This window comes from Streptomyces sp. NPDC046859, assembly GCF_040645135.1.
Taxonomy (GTDB): domain Bacteria; phylum Actinomycetota; class Actinomycetes; order Streptomycetales; family Streptomycetaceae; genus Streptomyces.
The window spans coordinates 95,681-121,958 of record NZ_JBEYXR010000020.1 but is presented as its reverse complement, the minus strand read 5'-3'; the positions used below and the strand labels follow the sequence as shown (position 1 = coordinate 121,958).

At 72.5% G+C, this 26,278-nt stretch carries 24 protein-coding genes and 1 pseudogene; 18 read left to right on the top strand and 7 right to left on the bottom strand.

Annotated elements, in window-relative coordinates:
- Positions 1–16 precede the first annotated feature (16 nt).
- Genes ABZ899_RS26720 through ABZ899_RS26710 form a run of 3 tightly spaced genes read left to right on the top strand, consistent with a single transcriptional unit; the run spans position 17 to position 2,307 of the window.
- On the top strand, positions 17–730 hold the full coding sequence (locus ABZ899_RS26720) for a sugar phosphate nucleotidyltransferase (protein WP_361350690.1): 714 nt from the start codon (positions 17–19) through the stop codon (positions 728–730).
- A gap of 6 nt (positions 731–736) precedes the next feature.
- Positions 737–1,654, top strand: coding sequence for an NAD(P)-dependent oxidoreductase (locus ABZ899_RS26715; RefSeq protein ID WP_361350688.1), 918 nt, complete (start codon positions 737–739; stop codon positions 1,652–1,654).
- Entirely contained in the window at positions 1,651–2,307 is a 657-nt protein-coding gene (locus tag ABZ899_RS26710; RefSeq protein ID WP_361350687.1) for a spherulation-specific family 4 protein, read from the top strand. Before ABZ899_RS26715 ends, ABZ899_RS26710 begins: the two co-directional genes overlap by 4 nt.
- A gap of 16 nt (positions 2,308–2,323) precedes the next feature.
- Here the strand turns inward: ABZ899_RS26710 and ABZ899_RS26705 are convergent, their stop codons facing one another.
- The 3 genes from ABZ899_RS26705 to ABZ899_RS26695 all read right to left on the bottom strand — a co-directional run bounded on the left by ABZ899_RS26705 (position 2,324) and on the right by ABZ899_RS26695 (position 4,272).
- Positions 2,324–3,064, bottom strand: coding sequence for an SDR family oxidoreductase (locus ABZ899_RS26705; protein WP_361350685.1), 741 nt, complete (start codon positions 3,062–3,064; stop codon positions 2,324–2,326).
- 198 nt (positions 3,065–3,262) lie between these two features.
- Positions 3,263–3,496, bottom strand: coding sequence for a hypothetical protein (locus ABZ899_RS26700; RefSeq protein WP_361350683.1), 234 nt, complete (start codon positions 3,494–3,496; stop codon positions 3,263–3,265).
- Positions 3,493–4,272: a TioE family transcriptional regulator gene (locus tag ABZ899_RS26695; protein WP_361350681.1), complete on the bottom strand. Its 780-nt coding sequence runs from the start codon at positions 4,270–4,272 to the stop codon at positions 3,493–3,495. The genes ABZ899_RS26700 and ABZ899_RS26695 overlap by 4 nt, the downstream gene beginning before the upstream one ends.
- 69 nt (positions 4,273–4,341) lie before the next feature.
- Between ABZ899_RS26695 and ABZ899_RS26690 the strand changes: the two genes are divergently transcribed.
- The gene (locus ABZ899_RS26690) at positions 4,342–5,547 is read left to right on the top strand and encodes an erythromycin esterase family protein (RefSeq protein ID WP_361350679.1); all 1,206 of its coding nucleotides are present in this window, start codon (positions 4,342–4,344) and stop codon (positions 5,545–5,547) included.
- 98 nt (positions 5,548–5,645) lie between these two features.
- On the opposite strand, the gene ABZ899_RS26685 is transcribed toward ABZ899_RS26690, so the two are convergent.
- Positions 5,646–8,654, bottom strand: coding sequence for a family 16 glycoside hydrolase (locus ABZ899_RS26685; protein WP_361350678.1), 3,009 nt, complete (start codon positions 8,652–8,654; stop codon positions 5,646–5,648).
- A gap of 307 nt (positions 8,655–8,961) precedes the next feature.
- On the opposite strand from ABZ899_RS26685, the gene ABZ899_RS26680 reads away from it, so the two are divergent.
- Positions 8,962–11,034, top strand: a complete 2,073-nt coding sequence (locus tag ABZ899_RS26680; RefSeq protein ID WP_361350676.1) for a SpoIIE family protein phosphatase — start codon at positions 8,962–8,964, stop codon at positions 11,032–11,034.
- A 15-nt stretch (positions 11,035–11,049) separates the two neighbouring features.
- Here the strand turns inward: ABZ899_RS26680 and ABZ899_RS26675 are convergent, their stop codons facing one another.
- Positions 11,050–11,226, bottom strand: coding sequence for a hypothetical protein (locus tag ABZ899_RS26675; protein WP_151782464.1), 177 nt, complete (start codon positions 11,224–11,226; stop codon positions 11,050–11,052).
- A gap of 227 nt (positions 11,227–11,453) precedes the next feature.
- On the opposite strand from ABZ899_RS26675, the gene ABZ899_RS26670 reads away from it, so the two are divergent.
- From ABZ899_RS26670 to ABZ899_RS26660, 3 genes are all read left to right on the top strand, one after another.
- A complete protein-coding gene (locus tag ABZ899_RS26670; RefSeq protein WP_361350674.1) occupies positions 11,454–12,623 on the top strand; it encodes a spore photoproduct lyase family protein in 1,170 nt (389 codons plus the stop codon).
- A 122-nt stretch (positions 12,624–12,745) separates the two neighbouring features.
- A complete protein-coding gene (locus tag ABZ899_RS26665) occupies positions 12,746–13,264 on the top strand; it encodes an SRPBCC family protein (protein ID WP_361350672.1) in 519 nt (172 codons plus the stop codon).
- A 36-nt stretch (positions 13,265–13,300) separates the two neighbouring features.
- Complete coding sequence (locus tag ABZ899_RS26660; RefSeq protein ID WP_361350670.1) at positions 13,301–15,607, top strand: FdhF/YdeP family oxidoreductase; 2,307 nt, start codon at positions 13,301–13,303, stop codon at positions 15,605–15,607.
- A 187-nt stretch (positions 15,608–15,794) separates the two neighbouring features.
- Here the strand turns inward: ABZ899_RS26660 and ABZ899_RS26655 are convergent, their stop codons facing one another.
- Together ABZ899_RS26655 and ABZ899_RS26650 are read right to left on the bottom strand one after the other, a co-directional pair.
- Positions 15,795–16,061: an MFS transporter gene (locus ABZ899_RS26655; RefSeq protein WP_361350668.1), complete on the bottom strand. Its 267-nt coding sequence runs from the start codon at positions 16,059–16,061 to the stop codon at positions 15,795–15,797.
- A 62-nt stretch (positions 16,062–16,123) separates the two neighbouring features.
- Positions 16,124–16,975 carry a phytanoyl-CoA dioxygenase family protein gene (locus ABZ899_RS26650; RefSeq protein ID WP_361350667.1) on the bottom strand — a complete coding sequence of 284 codons (852 nt, stop codon included), beginning with the start codon at positions 16,973–16,975 and terminating at the stop codon, positions 16,124–16,126.
- 116 nt (positions 16,976–17,091) lie between these two features.
- On the opposite strand from ABZ899_RS26650, the gene ABZ899_RS26645 reads away from it, so the two are divergent.
- From ABZ899_RS26645 to ABZ899_RS26600, 10 genes and pseudogenes are all read left to right on the top strand, one after another.
- A complete protein-coding gene (locus ABZ899_RS26645; protein ID WP_361350665.1) occupies positions 17,092–18,111 on the top strand; it encodes a LacI family DNA-binding transcriptional regulator in 1,020 nt (339 codons plus the stop codon).
- Between the two features lie 402 nt (positions 18,112–18,513).
- A complete protein-coding gene (locus tag ABZ899_RS26640) occupies positions 18,514–18,801 on the top strand; it encodes a hypothetical protein (protein WP_361350663.1) in 288 nt (95 codons plus the stop codon).
- Positions 18,802–18,840: 39 nt separating this feature from the next.
- Positions 18,841–19,299: pseudogene (locus ABZ899_RS26635) on the top strand (alpha-L-rhamnosidase C-terminal domain-containing protein); the annotation flags it as partial.
- Entirely contained in the window at positions 19,283–19,639 is a 357-nt protein-coding gene (locus ABZ899_RS26630) for a PRC-barrel domain-containing protein (RefSeq protein ID WP_361350661.1), read from the top strand. The pseudogene ABZ899_RS26635 and the gene ABZ899_RS26630, both read left to right, overlap by 17 nt.
- Positions 19,640–19,663: 24 nt before the next feature.
- Positions 19,664–19,831 carry a hypothetical protein gene (locus tag ABZ899_RS26625; protein ID WP_361350659.1) on the top strand — a complete coding sequence of 56 codons (168 nt, stop codon included), beginning with the start codon at positions 19,664–19,666 and terminating at the stop codon, positions 19,829–19,831.
- Between the two features lie 257 nt (positions 19,832–20,088).
- Positions 20,089–21,120 (top strand): LacI family DNA-binding transcriptional regulator, encoded by a 1,032-nt coding sequence (locus ABZ899_RS26620; RefSeq protein ID WP_361350657.1) that lies wholly within the window; start codon positions 20,089–20,091, stop codon positions 21,118–21,120.
- 380 nt (positions 21,121–21,500) lie between these two features.
- Complete coding sequence (locus tag ABZ899_RS26615) at positions 21,501–22,595, top strand: ABC transporter substrate-binding protein (RefSeq protein WP_361350656.1); 1,095 nt, start codon at positions 21,501–21,503, stop codon at positions 22,593–22,595.
- An 80-nt stretch (positions 22,596–22,675) separates the two neighbouring features.
- A complete protein-coding gene (locus tag ABZ899_RS26610; protein ID WP_361350707.1) occupies positions 22,676–24,235 on the top strand; it encodes a sugar ABC transporter ATP-binding protein in 1,560 nt (519 codons plus the stop codon).
- Complete coding sequence (locus ABZ899_RS26605) at positions 24,228–25,190, top strand: ABC transporter permease (RefSeq protein WP_361350654.1); 963 nt, start codon at positions 24,228–24,230, stop codon at positions 25,188–25,190. The genes ABZ899_RS26610 and ABZ899_RS26605 overlap by 8 nt, the downstream gene beginning before the upstream one ends.
- The gene (locus ABZ899_RS26600) at positions 25,187–26,221 is read left to right on the top strand and encodes an ABC transporter permease (RefSeq protein ID WP_361350653.1); all 1,035 of its coding nucleotides are present in this window, start codon (positions 25,187–25,189) and stop codon (positions 26,219–26,221) included. The genes ABZ899_RS26605 and ABZ899_RS26600 overlap by 4 nt, the downstream gene beginning before the upstream one ends.
- Positions 26,222–26,278: the final 57 nt, after the last annotated feature.

Genomic DNA, 26,278 nt, shown 5'->3' with positions numbered 1-26,278 from the left:
CCGCAGGAGGTATGCCATGCACGCAGTGATCCTCGCCGGTGGAAAGGGCGTCCGGTTGCGGCCGTACACCACCGCGCTGCCCAAGCCGCTCGTCCCCATCGGCGACCAGCACGCCATCCTGGAGATCGTGCTGCGCCAGCTGTCCACGGCCGGCTTCACCCGCTGCACCCTCGCCATCGGCCACCTCGGCGAGATCATCCGCGCCTACGTCGGCGACGGCTCCCAGTGGGGCATGAGCGTCGACTACGCCACCGAGGAGAGCCCGCTCGGCACCATGGGGCCGCTGCTCGCGCTGCGCGACCGCCTCCCCGAGCACTTCCTCGTCATGAACGGCGACGTCCTCACCGACCTCGACTACGCCGACGTCCTGCGCTCCCACGCGGCGTCCGGCACCCCCCTGACGATCGCCACGTACGCGCGCAAGGTGCACATCGACTTCGGGGTGCTGACGACCGACGCCAGCCGGGTGGTCGCCTTCACCGAGAAGCCCAGCATCGACTACCGGGTGTCCATGGGCGTCTACGGTGTCTCCCGGCCCACCCTCGACGGCTACACCCCCGGACTGCCCCTCGGCTTCGACGAACTCGTCACGGACCTGCTCGCCGCCGGACGCCCTCCGCACGCCTACGAGTTCGACGGCTACTGGCTCGACATCGGCCGCCCCGACGACTACGACCGCGCCAACGCGGAGTTCACCAGCCGCAAGTCGCTCCTGCTCAAGGGGGCCTGAACCACCGTGCACCTCCTCGTACTCGGTGCCACCGGCTACCTCGGCACGCATGTCGTCGAGCGGCTGCGCGCGCTGCCCGGCGCACGGGTCCTCGTGGCCGGCCGCTCCCTCGCCGCCGACGTCACCGTCGACCTCGCCGCCGCGCGCCCACGGGACCTCGCGGCGGCACTGGCCGAGGCCGCGCCCGACGCCGTCGTCAACTGCGCGGGCGCGACCGGCGGCGACGCCGTCACCCTGGCCGAGGTGAACGCCCGCGGCCCGGCCGTGCTGTGCGCGGCGCTGCGGGAGGCGGCACCGGGGGCACGCCTGGTCCATCTGGGCTCGGCCGCCGAGTACGGTCCCACCGAACCGGGGGTGCGGGTCCCGGAGTCGGCGGCCACCCGGCCCGCCGGCCCGTACGGCGCGACCAAGCTGGCCGGCACGGTGGCGGTGACGGCGTCCGGTCTGGACTCGGTGGTCCTGCGGGTGGGCAACCCGGTGGGCGCGGGAGCCCCGCCCACCGGGCTGCCCGGCCGGGTCGCGGCCCTCCTCGCGGAGGCGGGCGACGACCCGGAGGCGGCGCTCCGGCTCGGGGACCTGTCCGCACACCGCGACTTCGTGGACGTCCGCGACGTGGCCCGGGCGGCCGCGCTGGCCGCCACCGCCGAGGGACCGCTGCCGCCCGTGCTGAACATCGGCGCTGGCGACGCCCGGCCGGTCCGCGACCTCGTGCGCGCCCTCGCCGACGCCGCCGGATTCCGGGGCCGGATCGCCGAGGCCGGGACCGTCGGCTCCGCCCGGTCCGCGCAGGTCTCCTGGCAGTGCTCCGACATCACCGCCGCCCGCGACGCCCTGGGCTGGACCCCCGACCACCCCCTCACCTCGTCCGTGGCGGCGCTGTGGGAGGCCGCCACCCGCCGCCCCGAGGAGGTACGAACGCGGTGAGCCTGCTGATCCCGCTGTACGTGCACCCGGCCGAGGACCCGGGCGCCTGGCACCGGCTCATCACCTGCGCCTCCCGCACCTACGCGGTCGTGCTGAATCCGGCGAACGGCCCCGGCAGCACCCCCGACCCGGCGTTCGCCAAGGCGGCCGAGGCGCTGCGCGCGGCGGGCGCCCGCCTCCTCGGCTACCTGGACACGGACTACGGGACCCGCCGACCCGCCGAGGTCACCGCCGACCTGCGCCGGCACCGGGAGTGGTACGGCGTCGACGGCTGCTTCCTCGACCAGACACCGGCGGCCCCCGAGGCTCTTCCGGAGTGCCGCCGCCTGGTCCGCGCGGTCCGCCGCCTCGGCGCCTCGACGGTCGTCCTCAACCCGGGCGTCCACCCGGCCCCCGGCTACGCCCGCCTCGCCGACCTCACGGTCACCTTCGAGGGCCCCTGGTCCCGGTACGTCGCGGACTTCACCCGCCCCGCCTGGACGGAACGCGTCCCCGCCGCCCGCCTGTGCCACCTGGTCTACGGCGTGCCGCGCCCCCTGGTCCCGCTCGCCCTGCGCACGGCGGGTGAGCGGGGCGCAGGCGTCTGCGGCCCGGTGACGGGTGATCTGCCCAACCCGTGGGCGGGGTTGACCCCGGCGCTGGCGGAGCGGTGAGCACACCGCCGCCGGGTCAGACGGTGAAGCCGCCGTCGACGGGCAGGGACGCCCCCGTGATGTACGCGCCGTCCGCACCGGCCACGTGGGCGACGGTGGCCGCGATCTCGGACGCCTGCGCATAACGGCCCACCGCGGTGAAGCCGGCGATCACATCGGCGTTCGGCCCGTCGGCCGGGTTGGCGCCGGTGTCGGTGGGGCCGGGGATCACCAGATTGACGGTGATCCCACGCGGGCCGAGCTCCCGGGCCAAGCCCTTCGTCATCCCCACCAGAGCCGTCTTGCTCATCGCGTACAGCGCCAGTCCCGGGAAGACCGCGCGCTCGGCGACATTGCTGCCGATGCTGATGATGCGGCCGCCCCGCCCCATGTGGCGCGCGGCCGCCCGGCTCGCCGCGAACGGCGCCCGGACGTTCACCGCCAGGGTGCGCTCGATCTCGGCCGGCCCGAGCTCCTCGAGCGGGCCGACGAGGAAGACACCGGCGTTGTTGACCAGGATGTCGAGTCTGCCGAACCTCTCCACGGCCTCGTCGACGGCGGCGGTGACCGCCTCCGGGCGGGCGCTGTCGGCCCGGACGGCCAGCGCCCGGCGCCCTGCGGCCCTGATCCGCTCCACCACCTCCGTGGCGGCTCTCTCGTCGCTCGCATAGGTCAGGACGACATCGGCGCCTTCCTCGGCCAGGCGTGTCGCCACAGCGGCACCGATGCCCCGGCTGCCGCCCGTCACCAGGGCCACGTTTCCCTCAAGTCGGTTCATGCCGTCGAGCATGGCGGGTGCCGGCGCGGGGGACTGGCGCCGAAGCGACGACGACCTCGGGCCGTGCCCCCCCCGCGTCCTTGCCGTGGAGCGTTCTCCTGCTCCTGGTGCCCGCGCTCGTCGCGGTCGCGGGCACCCGCGTCCACGGCTTTCCGGCGGACGCCCGGTCATGGGCGGCCGTCACCACCGCACGAGGCGTCAGCCCTGTACGAGACCCTCCACGAGCATGCCGAGCGCCGACCTCGGTGCGCCAGCGCCGGTCCCGCCGGAGGAGGGCGGCCAGATCGGGCCCGGGTCGGTGGTCGTGGAGCCCTTCGTGTCGTTGACCCCCTGGAAGAGACCGAAGTCGACCGGCCCGTCGTCGGCCGAGGCGGGAAGGGCGGCGGTGAGCAGGGCGGCGCCGACGAGCGCGGCGCAGGCGATGATCCTCATGCCGGGTCCAACGACGGCCGCGCCGTCCGGATGTCCGGGTCCACGCCGACGGAGCATTCCTCGCGGGTCCGCAGATACGCCTCGAGCGCGGCGGCCCCGCTCAGCAGGGCCCGCCCGCGCGCGGACAGCCGGCCGTGCCAGTCGCGCAGGGTCCCCTCCAGCGGCTCCAGTCCACCGGCCGCCCGGATCTGGCTGATCAGCGGCGCGATCTGCTCCAGCAGGTAGCCGCCGCGCCGGAGTTGGCGGATCAGACGGGCGTCGCGTACGTCCGCCTCGTCGTAGAGGCGGTACCCGGTCTGCGGGTCGCGGTGCGGGCGCACCAGCCCGGCGCGCTCCCAGGCGCGCAGCGTCGCGGGCCGCACCCCGAGCTGCCGTGCGAGCGGGCCGACGAACAGGCCGCCCCCGCCCCGAGCGGCGGGGGGCGCGGGCTCCAGGTCACCGAGCGCCCGCTCCACCGCCCGCAGCGTCGCCCGGTCCTCCAGGAGCTGGGCGTGAGTGCCGGCGATGAGCCGGAACGCCTCCTCCAGCGCGTCCTGGCCGACGGCCCGCATGATCGCCGTCGCCGTGGCGTGCCCGTGGCCGGGGACCAGGGCGAGGAAGGCGCGCAGCGCCGCCGCGTGCACCGCGGTGTAGACCCGGTAGCCGGAGTCGGTGCGGGCCGCGGGCGGCAGGATGCCGGCGTCCTCGTAGTTCCGGACCGCCTGCGTGGACAGACCGGCCCCGCGCGCCAGGTCGATCGGCCGCAGACGTGCACCGGTTTGAAGGTTGGAACCCATGACGGCCAGGATATCGGGCCGCATCGCGGACAAAGTCTCCACCGAACCTTCAACGATAGCGTTGACGGCATGGCCTCTGACCTCAAGGACCTCACCCGCCCCCTCGACGCCGCGGCCCTCCTGCCGCTGCTCCCCGCCCGGCCCCGCGTCCTCGCCCTGGGCGAGCCCACGCACGGAGAGGACGCCCTGCTCGCCGTCCGCAACCACCTCTTCCGGCAACTCGTCGAGCAGGAGGGCTTCCGTACCATCGCGCTCGAGAGCGACTGCCTGCGGGCCCTGGCCGTGGACGCGTACGTCACCACGGGGGAGGGCACGCTCGACGCGGCCATGGAGCACGGGTTCGGGCACGGCTGGGGCGCCCACGCCGGCAACCGTGACCTCGTGCGGTGGATGCGCGCCCACAACGAGGGCCGGCCCTCCGGCGAGCACGTCCGCTTCGCCGGCTGCGACGGCCCGCTGGAGATCACCGCCGCCGACTCCCCGCGCCGGGCCCTCCTGGAACTGCACGGCCGGCTCGCCGCCCAGGTGGAACCCGGACTGCTGCCGTGCACCGTCGAGACCCTGGACCGGCTGCTCGGGGACGACGACCGGTGGACCGACCCCGACGCCATGCTCGACCCGGCCCGTTCCGTGGGCCGGTCCGCCGAAGCCCGCGAACTGCGGCTGCTCACCGACGATCTGGTGGCCCTGCTCGACACGCAGGCACCGCACCTGACCGCCGCCCTGCCGCCCGACGCCTGGGACCACGCCCGCCTGTACGCGCGGACGGCCACCGGCCTGCTGCGCTACCACCACGCCATGGCGGACCCCTCACCGGCCCGGATGACCCGGCTGTGCGCGCTGCGGGACCTGATGATGGCGCAGAACCTCCTGGCCCTCGCGGAACGGGCACCGGTGCTCGTCGCCGCCCACAACTCCCACCTCCAGCGCCCGAGGAGCAGCATGACGATGTTGCAGGGCCGGGTGGAATGGTGGAGCGCCGGCGCGCTCGTGGACGCCCGGCTCGGTGCCGGGTACGCCGTCCTGGCCACGGCGGTCGGGACCATACGGCACCGGGGCGTGGACACCCCGCCTCCGGGGTCCGTCGAGGGGCTGCTGTACGGACTCGCAGGGGAGGCCGGCCTCGTCGACGTCGAACGGCTGACCGCCGCCCTCGGCGATCCGCCGCCCGCGCCGCGCGTGTCCCCGTGGTTCGGCTACGCCCCTCTGGACCCGGCGCACCTGGCGGCCCTCGACGGCCTCGTGTACGTCAAGGACGTCGTCCCACGGACCTAGGTGTATTGATCACGAGCGTTGACAACGCTCGTGATCAATACACCTAGGCGGGAGGGCGCGCCCACCGGAACGTGGACGCGCCCCTGTTCACCGCTGGTTCAGCTCAGCGGCTGGATCCAGATGTTCCGGTAGCGCACCTTGTTGCCGTGGTCCTGGAGGCGGACGGCGCCGGCCGAGGCGCCCTCCGGCCGGCCGCCTCCGGTCGGGCCGTCGATCGCGACGTCGTCGTGGACCTTCTTGCCGTTCCAGACGACGGTGACGCGGGCGTCGGCGGTCTTGGTGCCGTCGGCGTCGTGGCGGGCCGCCCGGAAGGTGATGTCGTACGACTGCCAGGTCTCCGGCGCGGTGGCCGCGTTGACGTCCGGCGCCTTCTTCAGGTAGATCGCGCCAGCCTCGTTCGTGTCGAGTGTCGTGTCGCCGTACGAGTCGAGGATCTGCACCTCGTAGCGGTCCTGGAGGTAGACGCCGCTGTTGCCGCGGTCCTGGCCCGTCACGTCGTCGGGCAGGAGCGGTACGCGGAACTCCACGTGCAGCCTGAAGTCCTGGTAGGCGTCCTTGGTGCGCAGGTCGCCGCAGCACACCTCCATCGACTTCCCGTCTGTCAGCGGCCATTCGGTGACGCGTCCGTCGGTGTGCTGCCACTGGCTCCGCGACGCGGCCGTGCCGTCGAAGAGGGTGACGCGGGCCCCGTGCGGACGGACCGTGATCAGGTCCAGGTCGACGTGCCCGTCGTCACCGGTGTCGACGCGGTACGCGACGGTGTTGTGCCCCTTGCGCAGGGTGACCCGTTCCGTCCGGGTCGACCAGGTCTCCCAGTCGCCGGTCGAGGGAAGCCTCGTCTGGCGGAGCTTCTTCCCGTTGGCGTACAGGGAGAGGGACTTGGTGCCCTGGAAGGGGTTGGGGCCGTTGGAGTAGCGCAGGTTGACGTCGTAGTCGCCGGCCTTCGGGACCGTGACGTCGAACGTGGTCGCCGCCCTGCCCTCGGTGCCGTACCGGTCGACGAAGCCGCTGCCCGAGTAGCCGCCGTGGTCCCGGTTCACCCCGGCCGTCCCGGTCAGGCGGGCCTCCTCCGCCTCGTACAGCGTGGCGGGTGGCGGCTGCTTGCCCGGCAGGGCGTTGAGCGTGTACCAGGCCTCGGTGCTCCACAGCTTCTCGCCGGACGCGGACGCGAACGGCCGCGGGGAGCGCACGTGCACGACACGGCCGGGCTTCAGTCCGTCGAGGCGCAGCTGGACGGTGCGGCCGTCCTTGGCGAGGGTCGCCGAGCGGACGCCGAGCCGCTCCTCGGCGATCTTCGGTCCGCCGTAGTCCGATGTCGGGGTGTACCGCCACTGCTCGGCCTGGTAGCGGGAGGCGAGCTTGTCCACGGTCTCCTGTGCCGGCGGCTGCGTGTACTCCAGGTCGAAGCCGCCGGGGACGGCCCGCATCTCCTTGATGTCGAAGGTGTCGCCGCCGTTGGGGGTGAGCTTCTGCAGCCCGAACTTCAGCTTGCCCTCCTGGCCCCAGTTGCCGTCGGCACCGAGCCCGCCCGCGTAGACGGCGCCGTCGGGGCCCATCGTGATCCGGTTGACGCCGGCTTCGAGTCCCTGCGTGTAGCGGAAGACGGCGCCCTGGTACTGGCCCTTCACCTTCTCCAGATAGGCGCGCTGGAGCCCGCCGTAGGTGACGTCGCCGATGAGCAGCTGCCCGGCGAACCGGCCCTTGGTCAGATACAGCGGCGTACTGGGGGAGTTGGCGATCTCGTTCTGAGGCAGCCACAGCACCGGTTCGGTGACGGGACGGTCGTCGAACGGGCCGGACGGCTCGGTGTAGTGGTTGAAGAAGCGGTCCTGCTTGATGTGGACCAGCTTGGAGGCGGGCAGCCAGCCGCCCTGGTTGTCGGTGGTGAAGATGTCGCCGCCCGGGCCCCAGCCGATGCCGTTGGGGGTGCGCAGACCACCGGCGATCGGCTGGATCTTCCCGGTCTTCCGGTTGATCCGGTACGTCGTGCCCCGGCCGGGCGCCGGCTGTGGAGTGGTCGTCGCGCCGCCGTAGTCGATGGCGACGGACAGGTTCACGTAGAAGTAGCCGTCGCGGTAGAGCAGGCCGAACGCGAACTCGTGGAAGTTCCCGCCGTACGGCCAGGTCGCCACCGTGCGGTACTCGTCCGTGACGAAGTCGCGGTTCCGGTCGACCAGTTGGGTCAGTTCGTGTTTCTGCGAGACGTACAGGGAGCCGTCGACGTACTTGATGCCCATGGGCTCGCGCAGCCCGCTCGCGACCTTCTTGACGGTCACCTTGTCGCGGCTTGTCCTCCCGGTGACGTTGTCGAGCAGGTACACCTCGCCCGTGGTGGTCTCCGAGCCGCCCCAGGTGCTGATGGCCAGGCGTCCGTCGGGCAGCCAGTCCATGCCGGTGACCTGCGGTTCGAAGCCGTCGGGGCGCAGATCGGTGAGGGTGAGGTCGGGCCGTACGTCCGTCAGGGGCAGCCCGTCGCCGGGGCTGTCCGCCCCCGACTCGCACTCCTTGCGGCCGGGCGCGGTCACCCGGACCACACCGGCGTCCGTGCTCAGCGCCTCCGTCGGCACGATGCTGAAGTCGCTCGCGGCCGGCGGCTTCCACGCCAGCGCGAGGTGCTGGTCGCCGCCGCGCTCGAAGTAGTCGATGCGGAACGGGTGGGAACCGGCGGTGAGGTGGACCGATCCGTCCTTCGGCTCGGCTCCGTGGAGACCGTCGTGGTCGACGACGGTCCGGTCGTCGACGGTGAGCCGTGACCCGTCGTCGCTGGTGAGGCGGAAGGTGTAGGAGCCGTCGTCCGGGATGACGAGGTAACCGGACACCACGGCCGAGAAGTTGTCGGCGAAGCCGCCGAAGTCACCGGTCGTGGACCAGTCCACGGTCGGCATGAGTCTGTCGTGGTTCGGTGTCTGGCCGGGCTTGAGGGTGCACAGCTTGCTGAGCGGGACCTGGGTGTCGAACACGCGCAGGGTCACGCCCGGTTCCTGCGGCGGGATGTCAGCGGGGGCGGCGGCGGCCGGGGGCGCCGCCAGGACGCCCCCGGCCAGCAAGGCGCCGAGGAGAAGGGGGGTGAGTCGTCTTCGGGCACGGCGGAACAACCGTGGATGCATCGGTCCTCCAGAACGGACCGGAGGCCGCCGGATCGCTCTCCGGTCGAGTTGCCCCCTGCGCGGGAGACGCGCAGAGGCGGTACTCGTTGCGGTTGCGCCGATACCGTAGGGGACTTTCGCCGTGCGCGTCCATACTTTGTCATCAGTGAGTTCAAAGTCCGGTGGAGTGGACGACCGGTCATGTGCGTGACACGGAGTGGAGGCTGGGTGCACGGCCCGCAGCGGGTGCGGCGCCGCCGCCCAGGGCGCACGCTGTTCTAGGGGGCGTACCCCCCGAGCGCGCGCGGCGACCGGACCTCGGAGGTGGATGGGACCCTTGGGCAACGATCCCCTCGGCCATGTCGACCAGGCGGCGGCCTCGATGCTGGAGGCACTGTTCACACAGTCCCCGATCGGGCTCCACCTCGTCGACCCCGACCTGCGCGTGGTCCGCGTCAACACCGCTACACCGTGGATGCGCGACGTCAGCCTGGACGACATCCGGGGGCAACGGGCCAGGGACGTCTACCGCCTCGTCGACGCCGACGCGGAGGCGCTCCTGAGGGACGTCCTCGACACGGGCACCCCTGTGCTGCGCCGTATCGTGCGGGCCCTGGTCGACGAGGCACCCGTGGAGCGCACGTTCGAGGTCAACGCACTGCGCCTGCAGGGACTCGGCGGGAAGGTGCTCGGGGTGGGCGTCATCGCCGTCGACGTCACCGAGCGGGAACGGGCCCACGCCAGGACGCGCATGCTCGACCGGGTTCGGGAAGGCGTCGGCCGGACCCTGGATCCGGTCGTCATCGGCGAGGAACTCGCCGCGATCCTGGTTCCCGACTTCGCCGACCTGGTGACCGTCGAGGTGGAGGACGCCGTCATCCGCGGCGACGACCCGCCCCTGGCCCGCGCCCCCATCGGAACCCTCCTGATGCGGACCGCCTTCCGCAGCGCGATCGACGAGGCGGCGCAGCAGATCCACGCGGTGGGCGATGTGCGCCGCCTCGCGGACCCGACGCCGTTCACCCAGGCCCTGGCCGACCTGAGCCCCAGGATGGTCCGGTTCGGCCCGGACACCCCCTGGCTCGCCGCGGACCCCGCCCTCGCGCGGGCCGTCGACGCGGCGCGGGGCCACTCGCTCCTGGTCGTCCCGTTGGCCCTGCGGGACGCGGCCCTCGGACTCGTCAGCCTCTACCGCGCCGACCGCTCGCCCGTCTTCGACGAGGAGGACCGGGCGCTGGCCATGGAGGTGGGCACGCACACCGCGCTGTGCCTCGACAACGCGCGACGCTACACGCGTGAGCACACGATCGCCGCCACGGTCCAGCGGCAGCTGCTGCCCCGCCGCCCCGAGGCCCAGGCATGGCTGGAGACCGCCTACCTCTCCCTCACCGGAGCCGACCCGGGCGCCTGGTACGACACCACCGCCCTGTCGAGCGCCCGCACGGCCATCGTGGTGGGCAAGGTGTCGGGGCGCGGTCTGGAGGCGGCCGCGACCATGGGCCAGCTGCGCACCGCGATCCGCTCCCTGTCGGCGTTCGACCTGACCCCCGACGAACTGCTCGCCCGTCTCCACGACACGGCGACCCGGCTCGCCGCCGAACGGGCCCGGCTGCCGCTCGGCGATCCCCTGCGCCAGGAGGAGCTGACCGCCGACTGCGTGTACGCGGTGCACGACCCGCTGACCGGTAGCTGTGTGGCGGCGGCCGCCGGTCACCTGGCACCGCTGGTCGTACGCCCGGAGGGCACCGTCTCGGTGCTCGGCACCCCGGCCGGGCCACGGTTGGGGAGCGCGGAGGGCGCCCCCTTCGCGGCCGTCGACGCCGACGTCCCGGCCGGCAGCGTCCTGGTGTTCACCAGCGACCCGCTGCTCACGGCCTACCTCGCCGAGCGCCCCGGCCCCCTGGCCTCGGTGTCCCGCTACGGCGACCGGCCGCTGCAGGACCTGTGCGACGCCCTCGTCTACGCGCTCCCGGCCGGCATGGGCGTCCGGGACGCCGCGGTGATCGTCGCGCGGACCCGGGCCTTCCCGCCCGACCAGTGCGCCGTCTGGCCGCTCGATCCCGACCCGACGGCCGTGTCCGCCGTCCGGCGACGCACACGCGCGCAGCTCACCGCGTGGGGCGTCGAGGAGGAGACCGCCTACAACACTCAGCTCATCGCGAGTGAGCTCGTCACCAACGCCCTGCGGTACGGACGCCCGCCCATCGAACTCCGTCTGATCCGCGGCCGCACCCTCACCTGCGAGGTGCGGGACGCCGACACGGCCGCCCCGCACCTGCGCCACGCGGGCACGGTCGACGAGGGCGGGCGCGGCCTGTTCATCGTCGCCCAGCTCGCGCAGGCGTGGGGGACCCGGCCGGCCGTGCGCGGCAAGACGATCTGGGCCGAGCAGACCCTGTGACCGGGCCCGCCGGGGTCAGCGCCGACGGCCGCGCGCCGCCCAGCCGCTGCCTATCCCCGCCACGTGCAGGGCGAGCAGCATGAGACCGATCAGCATGAAGTTGACCGACGTGAAGACGTCGTTGGTGGCGATGTCCGCCGCGTTGATGAGGAAGGAGATGAAGAACAGGACCGCCGCGATGATGCCCAGCACGTGGTGCCTCCTCGAAGTAGGGATGAGCCGGTAGGGGTGGCTCCACGCGTATGCCCCCGCCCGGCGTCCTCACGCACGGCGACTGTGCGCCGGAGGACGTGGCCGGTACATGGCCCGTACAGTTGCAGCGGCGGCCAGGACCGTTCGGTAAGCGGTACGACGGCACGCACACCGGTGGTACGGCCGCGTCCGGCCGACCCCGCCACGGCGAGCGAACGGAAGCACGCATGCACCACGCCTCCGGCCTCCCGGACGACGACTCCGGCACCCTGTTCGGGCTCGACGCGCTCGGACCCGCCCCCGCCGCACGGCACTCGGCCTTCCGGACCTCCGCCGGGGCCCGCCGTCTGCTGCCTGTCCGGCGGATCTACGCCGAGCCGGCCGCCGCGGCCTCCCCGCGGGGGCGGCAGGTCATCGCCCGGTACCCCGACGCCGAGGTGATCCCCGTCGCCTCGCACTGGCGCATCCCGGGCCTGCACGGCAACGAGGGCAACATCGACCGATGGGTGCGGGTCAAGGGCGAGACGCTCGTGCTCGGTGAGAAGAAGACTCTCAACACCCGGCCCAACGGCCGGTCGGCGGACTGGATCGCCCCTGGCCCCTCCAACGGCTGCGCGATGGCCTGCGCCTACTGCTACGTGCCCCGCCGCAAGGGCTACGCCAACCCCGTCACCGTCTTCACCAACATCGACCGGATCATCGCCCACCTGGGCCGGCACGTCGCCCGGCAGGGACCCAAGCCCGAGCCGAACCAGTGCGACGCCGAGGCCTGGGTGTACGACATCGGCGAGAACGGCGACTGCTCCGTGGACGCCCTGATCTGCGACAACACCGCCGACCTGGTGCACGCCTTCCGGCAGTGGCCCACCGCCAAGGCGTCGTTCGCCACAAAGTTCGTCAACCCCGACCTGCTGGCCCTCGACCCTCGCGGCCGTACCCGCGTCCGCTTCTCGCTGATGCCGCCGGACGACTCCCGGCTCCTCGACGTGCGCACCTCGCCGGTCGCCGACCGCATCGCCGCCGCGGCGGACTTCCTCGACGCCGGGTACGAGGTGCACTTCAACCTCTCACCCGTCGTCGTACGGCCCGGCTGGGAGGACGCCTGGGCCGGCCTGCTGCGCCACTTGGACGACGTGCTGCCCGCACGGGTGAAGGAGCAGGCGGCCGCCGAGGTGATCATGCTGACCCACAATCAGGAGCTGCACGAGGTCAACCTCGGCTGGCACCCCCGCGCCGAGGACGTCCTGTGGCGGCCGGAGATCCAGCAGGCCAAGCGGTCGCAGAACGGCGCCCGCAACGTCCGCTACCGCAACGGGACCAAGGGGGAGTCCGTGGCGACGCTGCGCGCCCTGATCGACCGGCACGCCCCGTGGCTGCGGGTGCGGTACGCGTTCTAGTTAGACGCGCCGTGTGCGGGGTAGTCGGGTGCCCCGTACGGACGGCTCATCCGGCGCCCCCTCAGCCGGTGGGCCGTACCCGTGTGGCAGAACACGGCGAGGCGCCTGACGATGGGTGGGCCATGCATAGTATCGAGCAGACAATCGAGGTCGCGGTGCCCGTGCGCACCGCGTACAACCAGTGGACGCAGTTCGAGCACTTCCCGCGCTTCATGACCACGGTGCGGGAAGTGGACCAGATCAAGCCCTCCCTCACCTCCTGGACCCTCGCCGCCGGTCCCCTGCGCGGAACCTTCCAGGCGGAGATCGTGGAGCAGGAACCCGACTCCCACCTCGTCTGGCGCAGCCTCGACGAGCGCCCCGGCCACCGGGGACGGGTGTCGTTCGCGCCGACCCCGGCCGGCGGCACGGCCCTCACCGTGCGCATGGAGGTCGGGCCGAACGGCCCCGCCGGGCTGGTGCCCGGTGTCTCCGAGGTCGCCGACCGCCTCGTGGCCCGCGAGCTGGAGCACTTCAAGGAGTTCATCGAGGGGGTGGGGCAGGAGAGCGGGGCCTGGCGCGGCACCATCCGCAACGGCCGGGTGCGGCGCGAGGAGTCCGAGCGGCACATCAGCGGAGTGCCCTCCTGGCCCCACGGCTGATCCCCCGGTAACCGCACGACTGAGAGGCGACTCGCGATGAAGAAGGCGCCCGGCGACGAGCCGGACGAGGCCCTGACCGTCACTCCGCCCAAGAAGTGGGCCGCGGGCGTCCCCGCGGTGGCACACGCCCTGGAGTACTCCCTGGAGGAGACGTCGGCCCGGCGCACCGGCACGACCCTGCTGACCATGAACCAGGTCGGTGGCATCGACTGCCCCGGCTGCGCCTGGGCTGATCCGGCCCCGGGCCACCGGCATCGCAACGAGTACTGCGAGAACGGCGCCAAGCACATCAACGACGAGGCGACCACCCGGCGGGTGGGCGCGGACTTCTTCCGCGAGCACTCCGTCACTGACCTCGCCCGCCGCTCCGACGCCTGGCTGAACCAGCAGGGCCGGCTGACCGAGCCGATGGTCAAACGACCGGGATCGGACCACTACGAGCCGATCAGCTGGCACGACGCCATCGGGCTGATGGCCGAGGAACTGACCTCGCTCGACACCCCGGACGAGGCCGTGTTCTACACCTCGGGCCGGGCGAGCAACGAGGCGGCGTTCGTCCTGCAGCTGTTCGCCCGCGCCCTGGGCACCAACAACCTGCCCGACTGCAGCAACCTCTGCCACGAGTCCAGCGGATACGCCCTGCACGAGACTCTGGGCAGCGGCAAGGGCACGGTCAGCCTCCACGACCTGCACCACGCCGACCTGATCTTCCTGGTGGGCCAGAACCCCGGGTCCAACCATCCACGCCAGCTTTCCGCGCTCGAACAGGCCAAGCGCAACGGCGCCCGCATCATCGCCGTCAACCCGCTGCCCGAGGCCGGGCTGCTGCGGTTCAAGAACCCCCAGAAGCCCCGGGGCGTGATCGGCCCGGGCACGCAGATCGCCGACCGCTTCCTGCGCATCCGCAACGGCGGTGACCTCGCCCTCTTCCAGGCCGTCAACCGGCTGCTGCTGGAGGCCGAGGACGCCCGGCCGGGCGAGGTCCTGGACCACGACTTCATCGACGCCGACACCACCGGCTTCGAGGAGTTCGCCCGGCACGTCCGCGGCATCGAGTGGGACGACGTCCTCGCCGCCACCGGCCTGACCCGCGGGGAGATCGAGCAGGTCCGCGACGAGGTGCTGCGCAGCGAACGCGTCGTCGTCTGCTGGGCCATGGGGCTCACCCAGCACAAGCACGCCGTGCCCACGATCCGCGAGATCGTCAACTTCCTGCTGCTGCGCGGCAACGTGGGCCGGGCCGGCACCGGCCCCTGCCCGGTGCGCGGGCACAGCAACGTGCAGGGCGACCGCACCATGGGTATCTGGGAGCAGATGCCGGACTCCTTCCTCGACTCCCTCAAGGAGGAGTTCGGCTTCGACCCGCCGCGCGCCCACGGCTACGACTCGGTCAACGCGATCAGGGCGATGCGCGAGGGCCGGGTGAAGTTCTTCCTCGGCCTGGCCGGCAACTTCGTGCGCGCCACCCCCGACAGCACGGTCACCGAGGAGGCCGTCCGCCGCTGCCGGCTGACCGCGCACATCTCCACCAAGCTCAACCGGTCCCACACGGTCTGCGGCGACACCGCGCTCATCCTGCCCGCCCTGGGCCGGACCGACCGGGACGTGCAGTCGACCGGAGAGCAGTTCGTGACCGTGGAGAACTCGATGAGCGAGGTGCACACCTCACAGGGACGGCTGCGGCCCGCGTCCTCCCTGCTGCTCAGCGACATCGCCATCCTGTGCCGGCTGGCCCGCCGCACCCTGGGCGACAAGCCCGACATCGCCTGGGAGCGGTTCGAGGCGGACTACGGCGTGATCCGCGACCACATCGCCCGCATCGTGCCCGGTCTGCAGGACTACAACAGGCGGGTGACCCGCCCCGGCGGCATCCAGCTGATGAACCCGGTCAACGAGGGCGTCTACGCCACCGGCACCGGCCGGGCGCTGTTCACCCGCAACAGCGCCGAGGCGCCGCGCGTGCCCGAGGGGCATCTGCTGCTGCAGACCCTGCGCTCGCACGACCAGTGGAACACCGTGCCCTACACGTCCAACGACCGGTACCGGGGTATCCACGGCAGCCGGCGGGTCGTGCTCGTCAACCCGGACGACGTGCGCGGCCTGGGGCTCAGCGACGGCCAGCGCGTCGACGTGGTGAGCGTATGGTCCGACGACGTCGAGCGGCGTGCCGAGGACTTCCGCGTCGTCCCGTACCCGACGGCCCGGGGTTGCGCCGCCGCGTACTACCCGGAGACCAATGTGCTGGTGCCGCTGGACAGTGTGGCCGACCACAGCAACCAGCCGACGTTCAAGTCGATCGTGGTCCGGCTGGAGCCTGCGCGGGTGGGCGCCCCGCAGGAGTGACAGGGGGGACGGCCCCGGACGCCATCACCGCGTCCGGGGCCGTCCCATGTCCCGGCTCAGCGGCGGGCCGGCCGTCCGCCGAGGTTGCGCCGGAAGGAGCCCGGGGCGCGCGGGGCCCGTTCGATCTCCACCGGCACCATGGTGGAGGCTCCGCCGACGGCGAGACCGAGGAGAAAGCGTGCCGCGTTCAGCGTCCCGAGGCGACGGCGGCCGCCGCGGCCCCGGCCGCGAAGACGACGGCCACCCACAGCACCACCCGGCGCCGCCCGTGCCGGGCGGCGAGCCGCCCCGAGCACAGCGCGCCGGCCATGGCGCCGACCAGGATGACGCTGACGACGATCCCCTGTCCCCGGGAGGACAGCCCGAGCTCCTCCCGCAGGTGCAGCAGCGCGCCGGAGATGATGCCGGTGTCGTAGCCGAACAGCAGGCCGCCGAGCGCGGCGACGGCCGCCACCGCGTACACCTGACGCGGCGGCCGGGCCGGCGCCGCCGACCCGGTGCGGGGCGGTGGCCGCCTCAGGCATCGCCCATGACCAGACCCTCGATGGTGTGCTTCTGCGTGAGGGGCGTCAGCTCGTCCACGACGGCGACGTCCAGGTGCCGGCGCACCCGCTCGGGCAGCGCCTCCCAGTAACCGCGCGTGACGGCGGCGTCGTGCCGCTCGCCGTTGGTGCCCTCCGGTCCGTCGACGCCGAGGACCAGGACCGGGCGCGACGTGCTGGACCGGTTGGCCGTGCCCCGGTGGATGGTCAGGGCGCTCCGGGCGGAGATGTCACCGCGCTGGGGGTACTTGCGCACGGCGCGCTCCGCGTAGCGCGGGTAGTGCGAGCGGGGCGGGAACATGCCGTGCCCGAACTCGGGGCCGTCGTCCCACTGCGTGCCCGGGGCTATCTCGAAGGGCCCCATGTCCTCCGCGGTGTCCACGGTCGTGACGTTGAAGGCGAGCGAGGTCAGCCGGCGCTCGCGCCGCGTCTCCTCGGGCATCGGGAAGTCACGGTGCCAGGGCTGGTTGACGGCGCCTTCCAGGGGGACGTCGAAGCCGAGCTCGACGATGCGGTAGCCGGGGCCGAGGACGGCGGCGCACACCGAGCGGACCCACGGGTGGTCGACCAGCTCGACGAAGCCCCGGATCTGCTCGGGGTGGATCTCGACGTAGTAGCGGTGGGGGCCGCGCCCCACGGCGCCGCCGGGGCGGGACAGCGCCTCCTCGAAGGCCGAGTCGACGTCCTCGCGCAGCCGGTCCACCCACTCGACGGAGAAGGCGCCCTTGCGGGCGGTGATCCCGTCGCCGTGGAGCGCCTCGACGTCGGGACGGACGTCGACGTCCAGGGTGGCCGGGTCGACTCCGGGGTACAGGTGCGCGGTCATGCGGTGCCTCCTTGTACTGCGATGGATCCCCCACATCGTGCAACGTTGCATGCAACGTTGCAATACCCCGCCGCAACGATGTCGGATCGCCGTGGACGCGTGGGAGGATGGCCACCGTGAGTAGTCGCCTGAAAGATGTCGCCGCCCTCGCGGGCGTCTCGGTCCGGACCGTGTCGAACGTCGTCAGCGGATCGGGCAACGTCGCCGAGGCCACCCGGCAGCGCGTCCAGCAAGCCCTCGACGAACTCGGCTACCGGCCCAACCTCGCCGCACGCAATCTGCGCGCGGGCCGCACCGGACTCATAGGTCTCGTCGTCCCGGAGCTGTACTCGCCCTACTTCGGCGAACTGGCCAGCCTCATCGTGGAGGCCGCGCAGCAACGCTCCTGGACCGTCGTCATCGACCAGACCTTCGGCGACGCCGAGGCCGAACGGCGCCTCCTCGACGGCACCCAGGGCCGGCTCGTGGACGGCCTGATCATCAGCCCCTGGGCCCTCGGCCCCGAGGAGGTCACCACCCACGCCCGCAACGCGCCCGTCGTGCTCCTCGGTGAGCGCCCGCCCCGCGGACTCGCCGACCGGGTCGCCGTCGACAGCGTCGCCGCCGCCGACGAGGCGACCACCCACCTCCTCGAAGCCGGCCGCCGCCGCATCGCCGCCATCGGCCTCCAGCCCCACCTGCGCAACGGCACCGCCGACCAGCGGCTGACGGGCTACCGCAACGCGCTGCGCCGGGCCGGCGCGGTCGTGGACGACGCGCTGGAACGCCCGGTCCGCCAACTGCACCGCAAGGACGGCGCCGAGGCCATGGCCTCCCTGCTGGACGACGCCCCGGCGGCACCCGACGCCGTCTTCGCGTTCACCGACGAACTTGCGCTCGGCGCCCTCCACGTGGCCCACGAACGCGGACTGCGCGTGCCGGAGGACCTGGCCGTCGTCGGCTTCGACGACATCGAGGACGGGCGCTACGCCCAGCCGCCCCTCACCACCGTCGCCCCCGACAAACGGCAACTCGCCGAACGCGCCCTGCAGTGCCTCGCCGACCGCATCTACAGCCCGGACAACGGCGTGCCCCCGCTCGACGTCGTCGTGCCGCACCGCCTCGAAGTGCGGGGGAGCAGCGGCCAGAAGGTGTGAGCACCCGGCGGGCCGTCTCCGTGGGGGTCGCGGGAGCGGCGGGTACGGGCCGCACGTCCGCACCTGACCCGGGCGGAGGCACCGACGCCCGGCACCGAGGACCGGGACATGACATGTTCACTGGAGGAGGTCATGGGGGTGTGACGTCCACCCGGAGGAGGGGGCAGGAAGCAGGACGAGGAGGACCTCGCCCTGCCGCGGTTCCGGAGGAGGTCGGCGCCACGCAGCAGCGACGGCCCGGCACCGCGCCGTCCCGGGCGCGCTCCTGGCAGCGCCGGTGCTGATGCGAGCGTGGCGCGCAGGCGGCACCAGGGGTGTCCCGGCGCGCCTCGAGTGGTCGAACTGCCTGCCCCTGAAGGCGGTTGCGTCCGTCTTCCACCGCTCGCGTGACATCATCCGCCCATGAGCGGCGACCTGGAAGTAAGTGCTCTTGCGGTCAATGTCGTGATCCCGGAGGCGCTCCGCTGGACGGACACCCGACGCGGTCAGGAGTTCTCGCTGACGACCCTCAACGTCCGGCTCCTCCCCGACGGCCATCTCGCCGTGAAGGCGTACGGCAGACCGGTCGGCGGTGGCCGCGGCGCCTACGTCTCGTTCCCCGTGCCCGACCGGCCGGAACTGGCCGCCCTGGTCTCCGACGCCGCCGACCGCGCCGGGGAGTTGTGGGCCGCCCATCGCGGTCTCGGCTGATCCCCGCCCGTCGTCGCCGCGGGTCCGCGGCCGGGTGACGCCGGCTACGCCACCTTCTCCGTACGCCCGGAGGCCCGTACGGGGGTCGACCGGGCCCGCACGTCGATCCGTACTCCCCCCGTCCGGGGCACCGCGGGCGTCTCCTGGGAGCAGAGCGCGACCGGTTTCCGGATGGAGCTGGGGATGCCGGTGGGCGCGGTCGCCAAGGTCCACGTCCCGGCGGCCGGTCCGCACGACGTGACGGCGCCGCAGGGAGCCCGGTACCTGCGGACGGACCGGGGGTTCGCGGTCCGTCGGGTCGCGCACGGCACCTGGTGCTTCGGGCCGGCGCCGAGCACCGATGAAGGAAGGCCGGGCGGCCGGGGGACCGGTCTGCTCGGCCTTCCGGCGGTGAAGGTGCCCCGTCGTCCTCCCGGTGTCACCGTGAAGAAAGCCCCGGACGGGGTATGCGAACCGAAGGAACGACGAGCGGAGGATCCCGATGTTCGAGGCCGGTGACATCCGGGAGTGGCGCGGTCACGACGTGGTCGACGCCGAGGCGCGCAAGATCGGCAAACTGGAGTCGATCTACGTGGACACGGCGACCGACGCCCCCCACTTCGCCACCGTCACGGTCGGCATGCCGACCCGGCACCGCCTGGTGTTCGTGCCCCTGGTGGGGGCGACGGTCGGCCCGGGGTATCTGAAGGTCGCGTATCCGAAGAACCTGGTGAAGGACGCTCCGTCCATCGACATGGACGGCGTCCTGCCCGCCGAGGACGAGAAGGCGGTCTTCGACCACTACGAGCTGAGCTACCGGCCCGGGGCCGGCGGCGAACGGCGGCTGGCCCGCCGCTGACGGCACCAATCGGCGGAGGCCACCATGGCACTGTTCCTGTTCCTGCTCCTCGTGGCCGTCGTGCTCGGCTTCATCGGGGTGCTCGCCAAGAGCCTGTTCTATCTGCTGGTCATCGGCGTGCTCCTGGCGGTCGTCGCGTTCCTCTACGGCGGTCTGCGCATCCGGCGCAGCGGCCGCCGCCCCACCCGCTGAACCGCCCCGACGACCGGTGCGCCCGCGCGTGACCGGGCGCGACGGCAAGCGCTTGCGCGCCCCGAACACGCCCCTTCGGCCCCGTGCGCGCCGGGGGTGACATCATCGCGCCGGCAGGCCCGTACAACTCCTTGTCAGTGCGCGGACGTCGCCTGTATAACGTTGTAAATGTCAAGCAGGGACTCGGCGCCAGGCTCACGGTGACGACACCGTACCCGCACCGACCACCCGAGTCGGGCCGCTCTGAAAGGAATGCCGTGCGGGTCAGCCTCAAGGACGTCGCAGCCCACGCCGGAGTGTCCATCAAGACCGTCTCCAACGTGGTGAACAACTACCAGCACGTCACCCCCGCCATGCGCGAACGCGTGCAGCGGTCCATCGACGCGCTGGGCTACCGGCCCAATCTGGCCGCCCGTCATCTGCGCAAGGGGCGCACGGGCATCATCGCGCTCGCCCTGCCCGAACTCGGCAACCCCTATTTCGCCGAACTGGCCGCCGCCGTCATCGACGCCGCCGCCGCCCACGACTACATCGTGCTCCTCGACCACACCGGCGGACACCGCGAACAGGAGGTGCTGGTCAGTCAGGGGTTCCGCGCCCGTGTCATCGACGGCCTCATCCTCAGCCCCATCGAGCTGGAGCGGGAGGACCTGCGCGACCGCGCGGAGAACGTCCCGCTGGTCCTCCTCGGGGAACGCGACTACGAACTGCCGTACGACCACATCGCCATCGACAACGTGGCCGCCGCCCGTGCCGCCGTCCGGCACCTTCTCGACCTGGGGCGCCGGGAGATCGCCTTCATCGGGGCGCGGCGGGGCCGCAGCGAGACCGCCCAGCTGCGGGTGCGCGGCTGGCGCGAGGAGCTCACCGCCGCCGGACTCCCCGCCGACGACGGGCTGGTGGCCGCCACCGAAGGGTGGGGTCATGCGGACGGTGCTGCGGCGATGACCCGCATCCTCGACTCGGGGCGGCGGCCCGACGCGATCTTCGCCTACAACGACCTGATGGCGATCGGCGCGATGCGTGTGCTGTACGAGCGCGGGCTGCGCGTTCCCGAGGACACCGCGGTCGTCGGCTTCGACGACGTCGTCGAGGGGCGCTTCGGCGCGGTGACGCTGACCTCCGTGTCGCCGGACAAGGAGGCCATCGGACGGCTCGCCGTCGAGTCGGTCCTCGCGCGGCTGGGCGGCGAGGCGCCCGAACCCCGGCGTGTCTGGGCGGACTACCGCCTGGTCGCCCGGGAGAGCACGCTCGGACGCGCGGCGCGGGAGGACGGCACCGCGAGGTGAGGGGCCGGTGCGCCCGTGTGCCCGTCGCCGGTCCGTCGCCGGCGCGGGCCGGCTTGTGACGCGCCGGGCCCCTCCCGGTACCGGACACCCCCTGGCCGACCGGCCGACGGGGGCGTTCGGCATGCCCGCCGGGCGCGCTCCGCGGCCCCCGCGCGCCCCGCGGACGGCCGCCCCGCGGTGGCCGTCCCCGCCCGCCCGCCGCACGCTTTCCCGGCGCGGGGGGCAACAGCTCTGTGCACAAGGGGTTTACAGCGTCCTTCCAACGATGTAAAAACCTCTTGCGCGGGCTGGACAACGTTGCCCGCCGGGGGAGAGGCACCGTTTCCTCACCTGCGTCGACTCCCCAGTTCCCTTTCAGCGTCGCCCGGATCGGGGTCACCATGCAGCGCACCACTCACCGTCCTCGCCTCTTCGCCCGCCCCGGGGTCGTGGCCCTGGCCGCCGCGGTGGTCTTGACCGCCGGCGCCTGCGCGAAGTCGGAGGACGACGCGTCGAAGGACACGAAGTCCCCGGCCGCCGCGGGCGCCGAACAGAAGGTCGTCACACCGAAGCCGGGCAGCAAGTCCTGCACCATCGACGCCTACGGCGCCAAGAAGATCGACCTGAAGAACGCCACCGTCGGCTTCTCCCAGTCGGAGAAGGAGACCAACCAGTTCCGCATCGCCGAGACCCAGTCCATCAGGGACGAGGCGAAGAAGCGGGGCGTCAAGCTGCTGACGGCCAACGCCCAGTCGCAGTTCTCCAAGCAGATCAGCGATGTCCAGGACCTGCTCGCCAAGGGCGCCGACCTCCTCGTCATCGCCCCGCTCAACTCCGACGGCTGGGATCCGGTGTTCCAGGCCGCCGCCGCCAAGAAGGTCCCGATCGTCACGATCGACCGCAAGATCAACGCCACCGCCTGCAAGGACTACGTCTCCTTCATCGCCTCCGACTTCGTCGAGCAGGGCAAGCGCGCCGCCGACCAGATGATCGAGGCGACCGGCGGCAAGGGCGAGGTCGCCATCCTGCTCGGCTCCGCCGGCAACAACGTCACCACCGAGCGCACCAAGGGCTTCAAGGACCGGATCGCCGAGAAGGCCCCGGATCTGAAGGTGGTGTTCGAGCAGACCGGTGACTTCGTCCGCGAGAAGGGCCAGCAGGTCACCGAGCAGCTCATCCAGTCCAAGCCCGGCATCAAGGGCATCTACGCCGAGAACGACGAGATGGGCCTCGGCGCGGTCGCCGCGCTCAAGGGCGCCGGCAAGAAGGCCGGCGACGTCAAGATCGTGACCGTCGACGGCACCCGCAACGCCGTCCAGGGCATCGTGGACGGCTGGATCAGCGGCGTCATCGAGTCCAACCCGCGCTTCGGCCCGCTGGCGTTCCAGACCCTGGACACCTTCACCCAGGGCAAGGACGTCCCGCAGGACATCATCATCCAGGACGGCGCGTACACCGCGGACAACGCCAAGACGGACATCGCCAAGGCGTACTGATCCACCCGGGGGCACGGGCGACCGTGCCCCCTCGCCTCCCCCTCACCACGTTCCGCACCCTTCACTACCTGGAGGCACAGGTGGCACCCCCCGCCGAAGTCCTCGCCGTCCGCGGACTGAGCAAGACCTTCCCCGGCGTCCGGGCCCTGGACGACGTGGACCTCACCCTGCACGCAGGCGAGGTCCACGCCCTGATCGGCGAGAACGGCGCCGGCAAGTCGACCCTGATCAAGCTCCTCACCGGCGTGTACCGCCCGGACGCCGGCGAGATCACCTTCCAGGGCGCGAAGGTCTCCTTCGCGACCCCCCTGGACGCACAGAAGGCGGGCATCTCGACCATCTACCAAGAGGTCAACCTCATCCCGCTGCTCAGCGTCGCCCGCAACCTCTTCCTGGGCCGCGAACCCCGCAACCGCTTCGGCGTCCTGGACGTCGCCCGGATGAACCGGGAGGCCGAGGAGATCCTCCTCGGCCACGGCGTCCACGTCGACGTCCGCCGGCCGCTGCGCACCCTCGGCGTCGGCGCCCAGCAGATGGTGGCCCTGGCCCGGGCCGTGGCCGCCGACGCCCGCGTCGTCATCATGGACGAGCCGACCTCCTCGCTCGAACCCCGCGAGGTGGAGACGCTGTTCACGGTGATCCGGCGCCTGCGCGACGCGGGCATCGCCGTCGTCTACGTCAGCCACCGCCTCGACGAGCTGTACGCCGTGTGCAGCACGGTCACCGTGCTCCGCGACGGCCGGCGCGTCCACCACGGGAACCTGGCCGACCTCGACCGGCTCTCCCTGGTCTCCACCATGCTGGGCCGCGACCTGGGCGAGGTCCGCGAGGAGGGCCTCACCAAGTTCACCGGCGACCACCACGCCGCCGACAGCGAACCGGTGCTGGACGCCGCCGAACTGACGGTGCCGCACAAGCTGCACCAGGTGTCCCTGAGCATCCGGCCCGGCGAGGTCGTCGGACTCGGCGGACTGCTCGGCTCCGGCCGCACCGAGACCGCCAAGGCCATCTCCGGTGCCCTGCCGGTCCGTTCGGGCCGGGTCACGGTCGCCGGGACGTCGCTGCGCGGCGGTTCGGCGCCGGCCGCGATCCGCGCGGGCATCAGCCTGCTGCCCGAGGACCGCAAGAGCGAGGGCATCGTCCCCGGCCTGTCGGTCCGGGAGAACATCGCGCTCGCCGCCCTGCCCCGCCTGTCCCGCTTCGGCCTCGTCTCCGAGGCCAAGGTCGACAGCGTCGTCGACACCTTCATGAAGCGGCTGCGGATCAAGGCGTCCTCCCCGCACCAGAAGGTCGGCGAACTGTCCGGTGGCAACCAGCAGAAGGTGCTGCTCGCCCGCTGGCTCGCCATGAACCCCAAGGTGCTGCTGCTCGACGAGCCCACCCGCGGCATCGACGTCGGCGCCAAGGCCGAGGTGCAGAAGCTCGTGGACGAACTGGCCGCCGACGGCCTGGGCGTCCTGCTCATCTCCTCCGACCTGGAGGAACTGATCGAAGGGTCCGACCGCGTGGTCGTGCTGAAGGACGGCGCCGTCGTCGGTGAACTCACCGGCGACGACGTCACCGAGGACAAGCTCATGCGCACCATAGCCGGGGACAGCCGCCCGGAGCCGGTGGCCGAGGGGGTGGCGAGCGATGGCTGAGGCCACCCTGCGCACCGCCCCGCTGGACCGCACCCGGGTGCTCCAGTGGCTGCAGACCTACGGCGTCTACGCCGGCGTCGCCGCCCTGCTCGTGGTGAACATCGTCATCACCCCGCACTTCCTCTCCGCGGAGAACTTCCGCACCCAGGCCGTCCAGGTCGCCCCCGTCATCGTCGTCGCCCTCGGCATGGCCCTGGTCATCGGCACGGAGGGCGTCGACCTGTCCGTCGGCGCGGTGATGGCGCTCGCCGCGTCCGTCACCGCGCTCTACCTCGGCTACGGGCTGCTGCCCGCGCTGCTCGTGGTCGCGCTGTTCGCCGCCGCGGTCGGCCTGGCCAACGGGGCCCTCGTCGCCCTCGTCGGCGTCCAGCCGATCGTCGCCACCCTGGCGCTCATGGTCGGCGGCCGCGGCATCGCCCAGGTGCTGCTGCCCCAGCTGAAGGACCTGCGCAACCCGTCGCTGGCCTCGCTCGGTTCGGGCGACGTCGCCGGCATCCCCTACCTCATCCTGATCGCCGCCGTCCTGGCCCTCCTGGTCGCCTTCGTGGTGCGCCGCACCACCTTCGGCCGTCAGCTCCTCGCCATCGGCGACAGCCGGCCCGCCGCGCAGCTCGCCGGTCTGCCGGTGCGCCGCGTGCTGATCCTCGTGTACATCGCGTCGGCGCTGCTGGCCGCCGTGGCCGGTGTGCTGGCCACCGCCCGCCTCCAGGCCAGCGACCCGACGTCGCTCGGCAACCTCATGGAACTGTCGGCGATCACGGCCGTCGTCGTCGGCGGCACCCCGCTGACCGGCGGCCGGGTCAACATCGCCGGCACCGTGGCGGGAGCCGTCCTCATCCAGCTGCTCACCGCCACCCTCATCAAGCACGATCTGCCGCCCTCCTGGACCCAGATCGCCCAGGCCATAGTGATCGTCGCCGCGGTGTACGCGGCACGGGGACGGGGGAAGCGATGACCGTCACGAAAGCGGACGTACCCGTGACCACCGCGAGCAACGAACCGGCGGGGGAGAGCGAGCCGGTCGGCTCCGCCCGCTCCGAACGGCTGAGCGCCCTGATCCAGCAGCACGGCGCGCTCGCCGTGCTGGTGATCGTCTCCCTGGTGGCGTCGTTCTCCTTCGACTCCTTCGCCACCGGCGACAACGTCGGCAACATGGCGACCAGTTCGGCCTTCCTGGCGATCGTCGCGCTCGGCATGACCTTCGTCATCATCACCGGCGGCATCGACCTGTCCGTGGGCTCGCTGTTCGCCCTCGGCGGCGTCCTCGCCGCCTGGGGATCACGGCACGGCACCCTGGTGGCGCTGCTGCTGCCGCTGCTGGTGTGCGGGCTGATCGGTGTCGTCAACGGGCTCCTGGTCGCGAAGTCCCGGCTCGCCCCGTTCATCGTCACCCTCGCCGCCATGCTCGGTGCGCGCGGCCTGCTGCTGGCCATCACCGACGAGGGCGCGGACACCTTCCTCATCGGCAAGGGCTCCGTCCTCGCCGAACTCGGCCAGGGCACGACCCTCGGCCTCGGCAACCCGGTCTGGATCATGCTCGCCCTGTTCGTCGCCGGTGCCGTCGTGCTGCGCCGCACCCGGTTCGGACAGCACGTGTACGCGGTCGGCGGCAACGAGGACGCGGCGGCCCTGATGGGCGCCCCGGTGGCCCGGACGAAGATCCTCGTCTACACGCTGTCCGGGCTCCTCGCCGGTCTGGCGGGCGCGCTCAACGCGGCCTGGCTCGCCTCCGGCGTCACCATCCTGGGCAGCGGCATGGAACTGGAGGCCATCTCCGCCGTGGTCATCGGCGGCACGCTCCTGACCGGCGGCCTCGGCTACGTCAGCGGGTCCCTGGTCGGCGTGCTGCTGCTGAAGGTCATCCAGAACGTCATCAACCAGATCGGCTCCCTCGACTCCTCCTACCAGCAGGTGGTCAGCGGCGCCTTCCTGGCCCTCGTCGTCGTCGCCCAGACCTGGCTGGGCCGCAGAAGGCAACTCATGTGACGGGTCCGGGGTCCGGGCGGCCGCGCCCCCACGGCCCGCCGCCGGACCCGGTTCCGG